At 68.3% G+C, this 13,611-nt stretch carries 13 protein-coding genes and 2 pseudogenes; 6 read left to right on the plus strand and 9 right to left on the minus strand.

Annotated elements, in window-relative coordinates; all coding sequences use genetic code 11:
• Positions 1–63: 63 nt before the first annotated feature.
• From V6U79_RS05705 to V6U79_RS05715, 3 genes and pseudogenes are all read left to right on the plus strand, one after another.
• On the plus strand, positions 64–1,050 hold the full coding sequence (locus tag V6U79_RS05705) for a pirin family protein (protein ID WP_334613752.1): 987 nt from the start codon (positions 64–66) through the stop codon (positions 1,048–1,050).
• A 108-nt stretch (positions 1,051–1,158) separates the two neighbouring features.
• Positions 1,159–2,034 carry a universal stress protein gene (locus V6U79_RS05710; RefSeq protein WP_334613753.1) on the plus strand — a complete coding sequence of 292 codons (876 nt, stop codon included), beginning with the start codon at positions 1,159–1,161 and terminating at the stop codon, positions 2,032–2,034.
• 124 nt (positions 2,035–2,158) lie between these two features.
• Positions 2,159–2,788: pseudogene (locus tag V6U79_RS05715) on the plus strand (helix-turn-helix domain-containing protein); the annotation flags it as partial.
• Here the strand turns inward: V6U79_RS05715 and V6U79_RS05720 are convergent.
• The 7 genes and pseudogenes from V6U79_RS05720 to V6U79_RS05750 form a co-directional block, all read right to left on the minus strand.
• Positions 2,787–3,653 (minus strand): annotated as a pseudogene (locus V6U79_RS05720) (replication initiator); the annotation flags it as partial. The pseudogenes V6U79_RS05715 and V6U79_RS05720 sit on opposite strands and share 2 nt — an antisense overlap.
• Entirely contained in the window at positions 3,650–4,291 is a 642-nt protein-coding gene (locus tag V6U79_RS05725; protein WP_334613754.1) for a diguanylate cyclase, read from the minus strand. The gene V6U79_RS05725 and the pseudogene V6U79_RS05720, both read right to left, overlap by 4 nt.
• Positions 4,288–4,869 carry a DUF2637 domain-containing protein gene (locus V6U79_RS05730; protein WP_334613851.1) on the minus strand — a complete coding sequence of 194 codons (582 nt, stop codon included), beginning with the start codon at positions 4,867–4,869 and terminating at the stop codon, positions 4,288–4,290. Before V6U79_RS05730 ends, V6U79_RS05725 begins: the two co-directional genes overlap by 4 nt.
• A 209-nt stretch (positions 4,870–5,078) precedes the next feature.
• Positions 5,079–5,663 carry a transglutaminase-like domain-containing protein gene (locus V6U79_RS05735; protein WP_334613755.1) on the minus strand — a complete coding sequence of 195 codons (585 nt, stop codon included), beginning with the start codon at positions 5,661–5,663 and terminating at the stop codon, positions 5,079–5,081.
• 580 nt (positions 5,664–6,243) lie between these two features.
• Positions 6,244–6,864: a DUF4145 domain-containing protein gene (locus tag V6U79_RS05740; RefSeq protein WP_334613756.1), complete on the minus strand. Its 621-nt coding sequence runs from the start codon at positions 6,862–6,864 to the stop codon at positions 6,244–6,246.
• A gap of 1,049 nt (positions 6,865–7,913) precedes the next feature.
• The gene (locus V6U79_RS05745; RefSeq protein ID WP_334613758.1) at positions 7,914–8,786 is read right to left on the minus strand and encodes a YDG/SRA domain-containing protein; all 873 of its coding nucleotides are present in this window, start codon (positions 8,784–8,786) and stop codon (positions 7,914–7,916) included.
• A 377-nt stretch (positions 8,787–9,163) separates the two neighbouring features.
• Positions 9,164–9,487, minus strand: a complete 324-nt coding sequence (locus V6U79_RS05750) for a site-specific integrase (protein ID WP_334613853.1) — start codon at positions 9,485–9,487, stop codon at positions 9,164–9,166.
• Positions 9,488–9,495: 8 nt separating this feature from the next.
• On the opposite strand from V6U79_RS05750, the gene cutA reads away from it, so the two are divergent.
• The gene (gene cutA / locus V6U79_RS05755) at positions 9,496–9,723 is read left to right on the plus strand and encodes a divalent cation tolerance protein CutA (protein WP_334613854.1); all 228 of its coding nucleotides are present in this window, start codon (positions 9,496–9,498) and stop codon (positions 9,721–9,723) included.
• 92 nt (positions 9,724–9,815) lie between these two features.
• On the plus strand, positions 9,816–10,394 hold the full coding sequence (locus tag V6U79_RS05760) for a hypothetical protein (RefSeq protein ID WP_334613759.1): 579 nt from the start codon (positions 9,816–9,818) through the stop codon (positions 10,392–10,394).
• A gap of 1,135 nt (positions 10,395–11,529) precedes the next feature.
• Here V6U79_RS05760 and V6U79_RS05765 read toward each other — a convergent pair.
• On the minus strand, positions 11,530–12,015 hold the full coding sequence (locus V6U79_RS05765; protein WP_334613760.1) for a hypothetical protein: 486 nt from the start codon (positions 12,013–12,015) through the stop codon (positions 11,530–11,532).
• Positions 12,016–12,094: 79 nt separating this feature from the next.
• Positions 12,095–12,703, minus strand: coding sequence for a TetR/AcrR family transcriptional regulator (locus V6U79_RS05770; RefSeq protein WP_334521504.1), 609 nt, complete (start codon positions 12,701–12,703; stop codon positions 12,095–12,097).
• A 165-nt stretch (positions 12,704–12,868) separates the two neighbouring features.
• Between V6U79_RS05770 and V6U79_RS05775 the strand changes: the two genes are divergently transcribed.
• A complete protein-coding gene (locus V6U79_RS05775) occupies positions 12,869–13,606 on the plus strand; it encodes an SDR family oxidoreductase (RefSeq protein WP_334521502.1) in 738 nt (245 codons plus the stop codon).
• Positions 13,607–13,611 lie beyond the last annotated feature (5 nt).

Genomic DNA, 13,611 nt, shown 5'->3' on the forward strand with positions numbered 1-13,611 from the left:
CCGCGCCTCCGCGCCGAGCGTGCCGCGTCGTCCACCCCGGCCCGACAACCAAGGAGCCCCGAGATGCCCGCCATCACCGTCGACGACGTCCTCGTCCTGCCCCGCCTACCCGAGCTGGACCAGTCCACCACCTACCGGCCGGTCCACCGGCTGACCACCGCCCCCAGCGGCTACGAAGGCGAAGGCTTCCCGGTCCGCCGCGCCTTCGCCGGCGTCCCACTGACCGAACTGGACCCGTTCATCCACCTCGACCAGATGGGCGAGGTTGACTACGCCCCCGGCGAGCCCAAGGGCACCCCCTGGCACCCCCACCGCGGCTTTGAAACCGTCACCTACATGATCGACGGGATCATGGACCACCAGGACTCCCAGGGCGGCGGCGGCACCATCACCGACGGCGACACCCAGTGGATGACCGCCGGCAGCGGCCTGCTGCATATCGAAGCCCCACCGGAGCACCTGGTCACCAGCGGCGGCCTCTTCCACGGCCTGCAACTGTGGGTCAACCTGCCCCGCGCGGCCAAAATGAACCCGCCCCGCTACCAGGACATCCGCGGCAAGGAATCCGCCCTGCTCACCACCCCCGACGGCGGTGCGCTGATCCGGGTCATCGCCGGTGAGGTCGCCGGACACCACGGCCCGGGCTCGACCCACACCCCCATCACCATCGCCCACGTCACCGTGCAGCCCGGCGCGGAACTCAGCCTGCCCTGGCGGGCGGACTTCAACGCACTGGTCTACGTCCTCGCCGGCCGCGGCACCATCGGCACCCACGGGCGGCCCATCCACGTCGGCCAACTCGCCGTGCACGGCCCCGGCGACGCCCTACGGGTGGCCGCCAACGCCAACCAGGACGCCAACACCCCCGCCCTGGAGCTCTACATCATGGGCGGCCAGCCCATCCGGGAGCCCGTCGCCCACTACGGGCCGTTCGTCATGAACACCCGCGACGAACTGGTCCAGGCCTTCGAAGACCTCCAGGCCGGCAAGCTCGGCGTCATCCCCGCCAAGCGGCTACCGCACACCGACGGCCAGGCACCGCGTCCCTGACCGACCCCGTACCCGACAGCGCCGGGCGAGCCCGCGCCACCGGCGATGGCGACGACCGCCAGGCCGCCGGCATCCCACTTTCCCCTTGACCGAACGAAGGAACATGTCATGACAATCAGGACCGGTGCCCCCGTCGTCGTGGGCGTGGACGGATCCGCCGCGGGGTTGGACGCGGTGCGGATGGCGGCTCGGGAGGCGGCGCACCGGCGGTGTCCGCTGCGGATCGTGCACGCCTTCATCTGGCCGCTGATGGGTGTGTCGGTCTGCCCGGCCCCCGGCGGACCGGTCGACGGGGGCCTGCGCCACCAGGCCGAGCGGTACGTCGCGGAGGCCGTCGCCGAGGCCGCCAAGGTCGCCCCGGACGTGCCGGTCACCGGCACCGTTGTCGATGGCGCGGCAACCACGGTGATGCTGGCCGAGTCCCGGGAGGCCGCGCTGGTGGTGCTCGGGCACCGTGGCCTGGGCGGCTTCGCCGGGCTGGTGATCGGCTCGGTCACTGTGCAGGTCTCGGCCCGGGCGCTGAGCCCGGTGCTGGTGGTGCGGGGAGATCCGCGCGCCGACGGCCCGGTGGTGGTGGGCGTGGACGGCTCGGAACTGTCCACCGAGGCGATCGGGTTCGCGTTCGAGGAGGCCGCCTACCGGGACGCCCCACTGGTCGCGGTGCACGGGTGGCTCCACCCCACGTCGGCCGGCCACGGTGAACTCCTGCCCCTGGTGTACGACGGGAAGGAGTACGACGAGGAGTTGAAGCGGGTCCTCGCCGAGTCGGTCGCCGGCTACGCCGAGCGCTACCCGGAAGTGGCCGTGCAGCACCGGCTGGTCCGGGGCGCCCCGGCCCACGTACTGACCGAGGATTCGAGGACTGCCCAGTTGGTGGTCGTCGGCGCACACGGACGCGGCGCCCTCGGCGGGCTGCTGCTCGGTTCGGTCAGCCACGCGGTGCTGCACCACGCGCACGCCCCGCTCGCCATCGTCCGGCACTAGGTGTACTGCCCAGGCAGGTTGGTCGAGATTGTGCGATGACACGGTCTGATGTCGTGGACGGGTGAAGGCCTCAGGTTGTGGAGTGGAGCTGTCGAGGAACCGCTCCGCCAACCAGGAGGCCTTCGTGTCCCACGCTAACGCTGCCCTGACCCCTCGCGCACGTCTGCGTCTGGCGCGTCTGATCGTGGACGAGGGCTGGCCGGTCGTGAGGGCGGCCGAACGCTATGACGTCTCCTGGCCGACCGCGAAGCGGTGGGCCGATCGCTATCTCAGCGATGGCGCGGCGGGTATGACCGATCGGTCTTCACGACCACACCACAGCCCGGCCCGGACGCGGCAACCTCAGGTCCGCAAGATCGTGCACCTGCGCTGGAAACAGCGCCTCGGACCGGTGCAGATCGCCGGGCGGTTGAACATGGCGGCCTCGACGGTGCACGCCGTGCTGACCCGGTGCCGGGTCAACCGGCTGTCACACATTGACCGCGCCACCGGGGAGCCGATCCGCCGTTACGAGCACGACCGGCCCGGCGCGATGCTGCACGTTGACGTCAAGAAGTACGGCAACATCCCCGACGGCGGCGGCTGGCGCTACGTCGGTCGCGTCCAGGGCGACCGCAACCGCGAAGCCACCGCCCGGCGCACCGGAGCCCGCAACACCCGCTACGAACCCCGCGTGGGCACCGCGTTCGTGCACACCGTCATCGACGATCACTCCCGCATCGCCTACGCCGAGATCCGTGACGACGAGAAAGCGCGTGCGGGGCCAACCGTCGCTGCGGCTCCACTGCGCCCGCGTATTGGACGTTCCAGCCGACCGCGCGGCGCAGGTTCTGCCAGAACCGATCGAGTAGCCGCGGAAAGTGCACGGCATCCCAGGCGGCCCGCCGGTAGTCGTAGGCGTCGGGGTCAACCGGCGTCCCGTCGGAGTGCACGCGGCCGTATGAGCCGAGGGTGAGGGTTAGAAACATCGACGGCCGGAACACCTGCCCACCGCGCCCCTCGTAGGTGCGGCCGACCGTGCGGTTCTCGACGGGCAGCCGGGGAAGGTCTGGGGCATCCTGCCGCCGATTGGTCGACCGCACCCGGCGCTTGCCGTCGCCGTCCTCCTGGTCCTCACTGCCGTGCGGCGGCGCGGGACGGCCCCGCATACCTTCGGTGGTGATCTGGCCTTCCAGTTCCGCGATGGCGTCGTCCAGGTCGGCCACCTGGTCCCACTGCGACGCTCGTGCGGCTTCATCGCGGGCGAATTCCAGGTGAGCACGGGCGACGATCAGGCCGCGTTGCGCGTCGGTGGCGGGCTGTGGTCCGGGGTCGGGTTCGTCGTCGCGGTGCCAGCCCTCGCGGATCTGCTGCTGGCGCAGCCGGCGGGCGCGGGTGGCGCAGGCGGGGCACTTGGCTTCCTGGGTGGCGCCGCACGGCATGTCGATGACTTCGGTCTGTCCGCTGTCGAGGTCGGTGCGGCGCAGGCTGACGGGGCGGGTGCAGACGCCGTAATCCGACGCGAGGCCTTTGACGACGTCGACGGAGCGGGGCATGAGCATCCGGGCGGCCCGGGAGCCCGGCCTCGGCTCCACCACGGGGGCGGGGGCGAGGCCGGGCAGCGTCGGAGCGAGCTTCATCGGCCCACCTCCACACCGGCGGGGGTGAGGTCGCGGACCCGGACGGTCGGCCGGGTGTCGGTGGCGTGGTCGTCGCGGTGGCGGTCGAACACCGCTACGCCGGTGCGGGTGGTCTTCGCCCGGTACATGGCCGCGTCGGCGTCAGCGAGTGCGGCGGCCAGGTCACCAGCGGCGGGAGCGAGCCCGATGCTGGCCGTCACCGACACGACGACGCCGGAGGGCAACTGAACCGGCGCGGCGATGGCGGCGGCCAGCTGGCGGCCGGCGGCCGTGGGGTCAGGATCGCAGAGCAGGGCGGCGAACTCGTCTCCGCCGAGGCGGGCGGCGACGCCGTGGACGGTGGCGAGCCGGCCGGCGACGGCGGTGAGAACCACGTCTCCGGCGGCGTGGCCGTGGGTGTCGTTGACGGGCTTGAAGCCGTCCAGATCGACCACCGCGACCCACGGGCGGGTCGGGGCGAGCTGCTCCCAGCCGGCGGCGAGGCCGGCGCGGTTGGCCAGCCCGGTCAGTCCGTCGCGGAGGGCGGCGCGTTGCAGGGTGGCGAGTTTGTAGCGGGCGACGTAGAGCCGGTACTGATCCCAGGCGAAGACGGCGAGGCCGGCGACCAGGAACAGACCGGAGACGATGGCGTCGTTCATCGGGTGACCTCCCGAGTCAGCGGGGTGCCGTTACGGCGAGCGAAGGCAGTAGCCGGCACCGGGGCGACGGGGGCCGGGCGGGCAGGCTCGACCGGGACCAGGGCGATCGGTTCCGGCTCGACGGTGACCGGAGCGACGGTGGCCGCCGAGGCCGGTGCGGGCGGGACGGCCGTTGGTTCGTCGGTCGGCGCCGCTGCAGGGGCGGTGGTGAGGACGAGCTTGGACAGGCCGATGAACGCCAGCGCGGGAACGGCGGACAAAAGCCACCCGGACAGGCCGGGCTTGGCCACCGCGAGCTGCGCGGCCAGGGAGAGCGCGACGGCGGCGACGAGCAGGAACATCGGGTAGCCGATCGGCCCGCCGCTGCGGCGTCGGCGGCGGATGGTCAGCAGCGCGGCGACGGGGACCAGCTCGGAGATGACCGCGTTGGCCCAGCCGAACCACTCGCCGGTCCGAGCCGGAGAGTTGTCGAGGGTCCAGTCCTTGACATGGGTGAAGGAGGCGGCCCCGGCGAACCCGGCGACCAGCAGGAGGATGACGACGAGGACACAGTGATGGTCATCGACATCGCGGACCAGGCACTCGACGGACGCCGCTGATCGGTCACCGAGGGACAACGGGCACAGTGAATGTGATCCGACAACTGATGTGCGACGCACCTCTGCCAGGTGATGCGCGACAGGTCCCAGAGGTCTAGGGGCGGCAGGAGCCGCCGACGAGACGTCCTGTCATGCCGAGAAGAGTGTGTTGCCGCGAATTTCCCATGGCTGGCATCCGCTGTCCCGACTCAGGGTGTAGCGGGTAACCCGGCGCGGCACAGTTCAAGAGCGTCTCGAGCACCGCGCAGGGCTGCGATCACGTTGGGCGAGGGTCGCACGTGCACTTCAGGAAGATCGAGGCCGGCCGATCCGTTGGTAATCGGGTAGGCCAGTTGCTCACGCCCGAGCCGGAATTGGGCGTCGATGCCGGTGCGGTTGCCGCGCGGGTCCTGGCGATGCCAGCGGCCCGCGAGATATACGGCAACGAGGCCGTGCAGGAAGGGCTCTCCCCCGTCGGTCAGCTGTTGGTAGCACAACCCGGCCGGAACGCCGGCGGCCCGGGCCACGGCCACCAGCAGGTGCGACTTGGCATAGCAGAGGCCGACGCCGGCGCTGAGCACCTCGCCAGCGGTGACGGTGATCCGCGGATCCTGGGCGTCCACGGAGTGCCGGATCCGGTCACGAACCCATGCGAAGGCGGCCCGCATGAAGTCGACGTCGTCCGGATGCGCCGCGCGTAGTTCACCAGCTAACGCCCGCACTGCCGGATGGTCCACCTCGACGACCATGTCACCGCCCAGGTACTCCAATGGTTCGCCCGCGACCAGTTGCATAGCTGTCCCTTTCCCCGCCGCTTGTCGGATCGAGGCTGCTCCATCGCGCCATGACCCATCGCGTTACGGTAACGGCGCTATTTCACCGCAGCCACGCTTCGCCTGTCACCCTCATTCCCGGACACGGCTGCGGCAACGCGCACTGATCTGCCGCATTCCGCGCGCCGATGTGGCGGATCAGTTGGCGGACGCGTGTCGCACGAAAGTCGACGGAGGGACAGGCCGACCGCGTCGCGTTGCCGAATTGACCTCTTAAGGATCAAGGCGGCCCGCAAGCGGGCCGCGCCGGCCCGGCCCCGGCCTGCTGGCGACCTCCGGCCGGCATCGGCCGGGCCGGCCGGCCATCTGACGGACGACAAGAGCTTTGAAGACCTCGGGGCTCCGCCCCGAACCCCGACCCTCCTCAGAGATGCCACCCGCGGCTCCCCTCGCCGGGCACCACAAGGGCTACCAGGCTCCCCGCACGGGGACCAGGTCGTTCGTCCGGTGGGCGCTCCACCTGGTCCCCGTGCGGGGAGCCTGGACGGTCTACGACTGCCCGACGAGGAGATCCGCTCACCCCAACCGCCGTGCCCGCGACCTAGCCTCGCGGAGCTCGGGCGGCACGGGCACGCTCGATCTTGGATGGCACGACGTAGATCACCTCTAGCAGTTGCCGCGTCAGATCGGCCAGATCTCGCGCTTCATCGAGGTCGACGTCTCCGAAGATGTCTGGGTGGGCGCCTGCATTCCCCATCTCACGAATGTGGGTTGCCCAGTCAGCCAGAGATGCCGGCAGTCCTCCGTCCCTGACCAGCTGAGTAACCTGATCCTTCAGGCTCTTCTTAGCCTTCGCGGCGTCCGAGCCTTTGTCCTTCACGACATAGGCAAGCGCGGTTCGGAGGACTGCTACCGCCCCATGCGGGGCGCCGGCCGCTAGGCACCGCAAGCCCTCGCCATAGGCATCCGCCACAGCCTTCGGGATCGATGGGTCGAGCTGGCCGCCGCCGGGGGTCGGCCACCAGTGGAAGCCCGCCCAGGAAACCCGCCCAGATCTCCCATCTTTGGACCCACCAATCAACTTCTCCTCGATCACCGCGACTCGCTGCTTACATCCGTGGCACTCAAGCACGGCCACGCGCTCCACGTAGTCACGCTCCGAGTTGCCATCGAGCTTCGCGACCCACTCATCGGTAAAGGTGACTGGCTCAGCTCCGAGCACCTGGAAGCTGCTGACCCGGTGGCATCGTGGGCACGGACCGCCCGGGTCAGCGCTGTCAGGAAGCCGCTCCGGGTCTTGAACTGCCTTCTGTAAGGGTGGCGGCGTCAGCCAGGCTGGCATTTGAGTCCCCCAAGTCGTGCCCGTTACGTGCCCGATCCGACAGTCGATCAGGGGCACCATGGTCAACATGAACAGCAAACGACAAAGGCCTCTGGCCTACGTTTCCGCAGGTCAGAGGCCTGTCCGTTGCCTGGTGGCGGGTAGAGGATTCGAACCGCTATAGCTTTCGCGACGGATTTGTAGCCTCCACCCAACCTGCTGCCTGCAGAGGCTACGACACTAACCACTTCGGACTTGTCCTCTAATCGTCGCAGTAGCGGCATCGACCGGGCAAGCGCCCGCCGCCCGGCGCGGAGAGCGGACAACTTCTGGTGGCAGGAGCGAGCACCCCAACCGGCATCTTGGTCTACCGACGCTTACCGAGGCTTGGAAGCCCGCTCGGCCTTGCTGGAACGCTCTGGGAAGGGCCGTCGTAGTACTGCGGGCTCTTCGGCTTCGGCAGGGGTGGCGTCCGCAGGGGAGGCAGCGTGGGTGTTCTACCCCTTTCTGGCTGAGGTGGGAGCACAGCGGAAGCCGAGGCAGGACAAGACTTTGTCTGGTGCGGATAGGTATGCGAGTAAAGGCGCCCCGTCCGGAGGTTGACCTTCGTGGCGCGCCCACAGTCAGGGCAGTCATGCGGGGCGGCGTTGGGATTTCCGCGTTTCGGGCGGTCCTGTAGCTCACGCTCAGCTGATATCCAACCTTGCACGGTCACAGGGCTGATGCCAAGGTCGTCAGCAACGCGGTGGACTCCACGGCCTGAGCGCACCATTCGTAACGCCTCGTCGCGCTTAGCAGCCAATCGTTCTCGCTCCGGTGGCTCCATGGGTCCTCCCATGCACTTGACCAGGCAAACGTATCTCTCGATTCCCGTTGATCGGCATCGGCCGGACGGGCCAGTGACCCAGCGTGGCTCCAGAGCTCTCTAATCTCTCGGCCGCCTTGAGGCGTTAGATGCCTCCGCTAGCAGAGAGCGATGCCCGGTAGGCGAGATGCCCGTACGCGATGCCGTGCTCCGCGGCCATGCGCAGCTTGCCGAGCGGTCGCCCCGTCGCGGTCTCAAACGCGTCGAGATCCTCGCCGATCCAGATCGCTCCGGCATCGAAGAGGACATGGTGATTGGGGCATAGACAGAGGAGGTTGTTGAGAGCGTCGGGCCCGTTATGAGGGCGGCCTAGAGGGCGTACGTGCGCGCCTTCAGCGTAGGGACCAGCTGGTGTCAACAGCCGTGTGTCGCAGATTTGGCAGTGGTAGTCGTACATCTGCTTCACCTTGACCGCGAGGGCGGTGCTGCGTACAAGGCGTTGAATCACCGCCGGGACTCGGGGTGCGCTGCCGGTAGCCGTCTCCTCCGTGGGCGGCTGATCCATGTTGTCGACGCTGACGAGGCGGAACCTCCAGATTCGGAAGCCGTCCTTGCCCCCGGTTGGCCAATGATCGACCACCCTGAAGAGGCCGTCGTAACGGAAGCCTTTGGAGGGCGAATAGGCCGAATGTCCTCCAGCGCCGCGGATGACCCGAACCGGGTTGCCCTCCAGTTGGTTCCGGGCTAGCCCGGCGTTACCCAGGGTCAACTCCTGGTGGGCTATCTGCCGCTTCGTGGCAGGGTCGTTGCCGCCTTGCCCGGTGTACACGATCTCATCGCCGTAGTCCTCATCGTCGATGTAACCGCCGGACACGACGATGGATTCGGCGCCGTCCTTGCCGCCACAAATGCCGCCCTGTAGCGGACGATGAACTTTGGAGGAAGCAAGCTCGGCCCGGTTGAGGAACGTTGAACCCACCGGATATCCCGGGACCTCGCCGTACGTCCGCACACTCATAGCGGGCACCGTAGAGCATGCCCCTGACGGGACAAGAGGATCGGTCCCTGGGCTTCGAGGAGTCGGGGTGATTCGGGTTGATCCCGAGGGGCACCGCCCGCGGTGACAGCAACGAGTGACAGCAACGGAGGCGGACGGGCCGACGCAGGCCGGGACAAGCAAAGGGCTACGACCAGACGTCACCAACCGCGCTGTACTGACCTGGACAGCCTCGCCAAGGCTACGGATCAGAAGGTTAGGAGTTCGAGTCCCTTCGGGCGCACAGAGCAAGGGGAAGCCCCCGACCAGCCGAAACGGCAAGGTCGGGGGCTCTTTCATGTCCGCCAAATTCAGGCTTCGAGCGGCCGTGGGAGCCAAGCTGGGAGCCACCGGGTGCCTCACTGCCCGAACAGCGCACGGGACATGGCCGCCGCAGCAGAACGGCGGTCGCCTTCCATCAGGTGCCCGTAGACATCCTTGGTGATCGCGATCGACGTATGCCCGAGGACTTCAGACACCACATGCAACGGGGTGCCCTGGGCAAGCATGAGCGACGCACCAGAATGGCGAAGCTCGTGCGGGTGCCAGTGCCCGAGCCCGGCCCGCTTGCACAGCGCCGAAAACCGGTGGGAGAAGTTGTCCGGATCGAGCGGCGTACCGACCTCGCTGGGGAAGACCAGGCCGTGATCCTGCCACGCCTCACCGGCTCCACCCCGAGGCAGAGCGCGCCCTGCGGGAAGACGTAGTCGAACGGAACCGGAACCTTGATCGTGTTGGGGACCATGCCCGAGTCGCGCTACACACGCGGACCGAGCTGGTGCCGGCGATCGTGCAGCGAGCCGACGCGGAACATCCGTACGAGGTGCCCTGCGTCATCGCCACCCCGGTGATCGCAGGGAACCCCGCTTACGTTCAGTGGGTACTCGACGAAACCGCGGGCATCCAGCCTCACCCGTAGTGCCTAGTCCCACCACATGCTTGACAGATCCGTCCCAGCACATGGCCGACAGACAACCTAGATTTCGGATCAAAATCTCAGCTTGCCACCCGGTGGCAGACGTGGCCGGATGGTGGATGATCCCTGGCGTGGGAGTCCTCTACGACTACTTTGCGACCGCATCGGATGACCATGCCGCCGCGACGATCGACCTCAAGGGCGGCCCAGGTGGGGCCGAGCCCTTGTCGCCCGAGCTGCAAGCGGCCATCCGTGCTGGTGATCACGAGGCGATGCACCGCCTCATGCGGCCGCGCGTCCGATTCTCCGAGCACGGTCTGCATGTCTTGTCCGTCAAGGGCATCGACCCAGTCGTGCAGATGGGGACCTTGGAAGAACTTCTCACCGGCGTCAGCACCGATGTCATCTTCGCTCGCCCACGTTCCGGCCTAGACGTAGCCGTCAGAGATGAAGGCGAGCGACTGGTCCTGTCGCTCACTGACGAACTACAGCAGGCACTGGTCGAGCAAGCCCCCGGACGGCTGGATGCGGTTGCCGTGCCGTGGTCTCAGACAGAGGAGTTCTGGGGCCACGGGGACCCAGAAGTACTGGCCGAGTTCCTGCGCGAGCTCTCCCAGCTCGCACACCAGGCCCGCGACCGAGACCACCGTCTGTACTGCTGGGTTTGCGTGTAGTCCACGGAGAGCCGCGCCTGGCATCCGTCCGCTCATGGCCGATGACGGCGCGATCATGTCAAGCATCTGGTGGGACGCGAGCGTCAAGTATGTCCCGTGACGGGACACAGCCTCACCCGTAGCATTTGCCGAATTGCGCTCTATCAGATCAAGGCGGCCCGCAAAGCGGGCCGCGCCGGCCCGGCCCCGGCCTGCTGGCGACCTCCGGCCGGCATCGGCCGGGCCGGCCGGCCACACTTGGGGACGACCAGGACCCTGAAGACCTCAGGGCTCCGCCCCGAACCCCGACCCTCCTCAGAGATGCCGCCGCGGATCACCTCGCCGGGCACCACAAGGGCTACCAGCCTCCCCGGACGGGGCCCAGGTCGTTCGTCCGGCAGGGCGCTCCACCTGGTCCCCGTCCGGGAAGGCTGGACGGTCTGGCGACTGCCCGACGAGGAGATCCGCTAAAGCCAGCGTGCCGTCGACCCCGTCGTCCCGCAGAGCGGAAGACTGCCAGCGGGGCAGGTACCGGTTGGGGGCAACGCCAATCTCGCCGCGCAGTCGGGGTAGCCACTGGAATTCAGGCGTGTAAAGATCGCGCCGTGCTCACCTCGTCAGCATCCCCTCCTGTCGCCGTCCTGTTGTTCTTTGAGCCTTTCGGCATCGCTGCCATAGCTCTAGGCATCGGAATAATCGTCACGCGGCGTGTCCCGTGGCCACTTCAGGGTCTCGCACCGGCGCCGTTGCGCAGAGGCAGCTCCGTCGCTCTGATAGGTGTCACTATCGTCCTGGGAGCGTCAGCGGAGTTTCCGTCGACTCCGCATCCGGTCGCAGTAGCGCTGAGCGCAGCGGCTTTTATCACCATCACGGCCTCTGTGGCCTGCCTGATCTTTGTGCGACGCTAGCAGCCAAGTCGGCTAGATCGACAACTCCCATGCTGACAGTCTGGGAGCCACGCGTGGGAGCCACCGGGGCGGACTGGACCGGACGGTACGGGACCGATCGAGTTGCCGAGCGCTTGAGGACCAGGACCAGGCGGACGGCGTCGGACGGCCCTTGACATGGGCTTGGGAATCTACGGATCAAAAGGTTAGGGGTTCGAGTCCCTTCGGGCGCACAAGATCAAGAGAGCCATGACCTGCGGAAACGCGGGTCAGGCTCTCTGCCTTTTTGTCCTTCGTGGACGTTTGGCTGCTCGGTGGCTGCTCGTCCGACGAGCATCCCCTACGTTCCGGCCTGTCCGGCGGGGTTCGGGTGGGTCCGGTCTGGTCTTGGCGACGGCGGCGAAGTAGATCACCGGATCGTCGCCGGTGTAAACCGCGGCGAATACGATGTTGACCGCTTTCTGCCCCCGCAGCCCCGTCGGGGCGGCGATGCCGTAGGCGGTCCCCCACATGCCTCCGAGACCGAAATGGGTCGCGTAGTTCAGTCCTGTGCGCCCCCGCGTAGTGCGGGGGTGAATAGGTAGGACCCGCTCGGCGAAGTCCGCCGGAGCGTAGCTGTCCTCACGTTCGGTCAGCGGCATCTCGATGAGCTTCTGGAAAGCCGTCATCACCACCGTGCCCGCGACACCTGCCAGGACGCCACGCCCGGTGGTCGTCGCCACGCCCGCGTAGTTGCCTGATCCTCTGGATTTCACCAGCGCCTCCTCGACGGCATCACGGAGCCTTGTCTGGTGCGCGGGGGACCGCCAGAGGAGTACCGAGGGGTCGCCCGGATCATGTCCGCGGGGCCGGCGGTAGCAGTCCGTGCAGGACCAGGGCCGACAACGCGTCGGCTGTGTGGTCCCGGTCGCGCGACGCGGTCGGTGCGGCGGCGGGGTCCAGCCGGTCGGCGACCGGGTTTTGCGTCAGGGCCAGCGCCGGGCCGACGATCGCGAAATAGAGGATGTGCGGGGCCAGGCGCGGGATGCGGCCCGCCTCGATGAGAGACGTGACCGTTGGTGTGATGCTGTCCCAGAATGGCTGGACGAACCGCTGGTGCAGGTAGTCCAGGCGGTCGGAGTCGCGAGTGGACTCGTCGGCGATCAGTCGGCTCAGCTGCGACGCGTTCGCCGCCATGCGGTAGAGGTGGCCGACTGCGTTTTTCAGCCGTTCGTCGTCGTCGCGGTACCGGGCCAGCAGCGCGTCGCGCTCCGCTTGAACGTCGGAGAGCGCGAAGTCCACCACCGCGCGCCAGAAGCTCGCCTTCGACCCGTACCGGTCGTTGATGAAGTTGTGGCTGGCCCCGAGCCGGCGTGCCAGCTCCCGCACGGTGGTCGCGTCGTAGCCGAGTTCGGCGAATGTGGCGAGTCCTCGCTTGAGGATCTCGCACTCGTCGAGCTGCACGGGAGCGTTCTTCCGTCGCTGTTCCATCTGACTCCTTCCAGCCGCTTTGCCCGGATTCGCGGGCATCGCAGTGTGGCCCATCACGTTTGCTTGACGCTTGTCAGAACCGGGGTAGTCTGACATCTGTCAGAACTTACCCGATTGCATCGAGGAAAGGTCATTCAGATGGCACTGCAGGGCAAGGTCGCGCTGGTAACGGGAGCGTCGCAGGGTATCGGCAGGACGATCGCCGAACGCCTCGCCGGTGACGGGGCCAGCGTGGTCGTCAACTACTACCCGTCGTCGCGACAGGACGCCGAGGACGTCGTACGCGGCATCCAGGCGGCGGGCGGCGCCGCGGTCGCCGCGCCGGCTGACATCGCCGACGCCGCGCAGCTGCGCGGGTTGTTCGACGTCGCGGAGAAGGAGTTCGGCCACCTCGACATCGTGGTGCTCAACGCCTCCAACACGACCCACGGCACGATCGCCGACACGTCCGACGAGCAGTTCGACGCGATCTTCGCCACGAACGTGCGCTCGGGGTTCATCGCGCTGCGCGAGGCCGCGATCCGGCTCCCCGACGGCGGGCGGATTGTCGCTATCTCGGCCGGGCTGACCCTGATGCCGCGTCCCGGAACCGGCGTCTACGCGGCGAGCAAGGCCGCCGTCGACCACCTCGTCCGGGTGCTGGCCCACGAGGTGGGCGCCCGCGGCATCACGGTCAACAGCGTGCTGCCCGGCGCGGTCCTGACCCCGGCGCTGCTCAAGGCCGGGCAGGCCGTCATCGACGCTGAGGTCGCGCAGACGCCGCTCGGCCGGGTCGGCCAGCCGGAGGACATCGCCGACATCGTCCGCTTCCTGGTCTCCGAGCAGGGCGGTTGGATCACCGGCCAGACGATCGGAGCCGGCGGCGGCATGTTCTGACCCGC

It is taken from the genome of Micromonospora psammae, assembly GCF_036902725.1.
Classification (GTDB): Bacteria; Actinomycetota; Actinomycetes; order Mycobacteriales; family Micromonosporaceae; genus Micromonospora.

Coding starts and splice junctions, on each gene's coding strand:
- V6U79_RS05705 (WP_334613752.1), top strand. CDS start 64: ATGCCCGCCATCACCGTCGACGACGTCCTCGTCCTGCCCCGCCTACCC.
- V6U79_RS05710 (WP_334613753.1), top strand. CDS start 1,159: ATGACAATCAGGACCGGTGCCCCCGTCGTCGTGGGCGTGGACGGATCC.
- V6U79_RS05725 (WP_334613754.1), bottom strand. CDS start 4,291: ATGAACGACGCCATCGTCTCCGGTCTGTTCCTGGTCGCCGGCCTCGCC.
- V6U79_RS05735 (WP_334613755.1), bottom strand. CDS start 5,663: ATGCAACTGGTCGCGGGCGAACCATTGGAGTACCTGGGCGGTGACATG.
- V6U79_RS05745 (WP_334613758.1), bottom strand. CDS start 8,786: ATGAGTGTGCGGACGTACGGCGAGGTCCCGGGATATCCGGTGGGTTCA.
- V6U79_RS05775 (WP_334521502.1), top strand. CDS start 12,869: ATGGCACTGCAGGGCAAGGTCGCGCTGGTAACGGGAGCGTCGCAGGGT.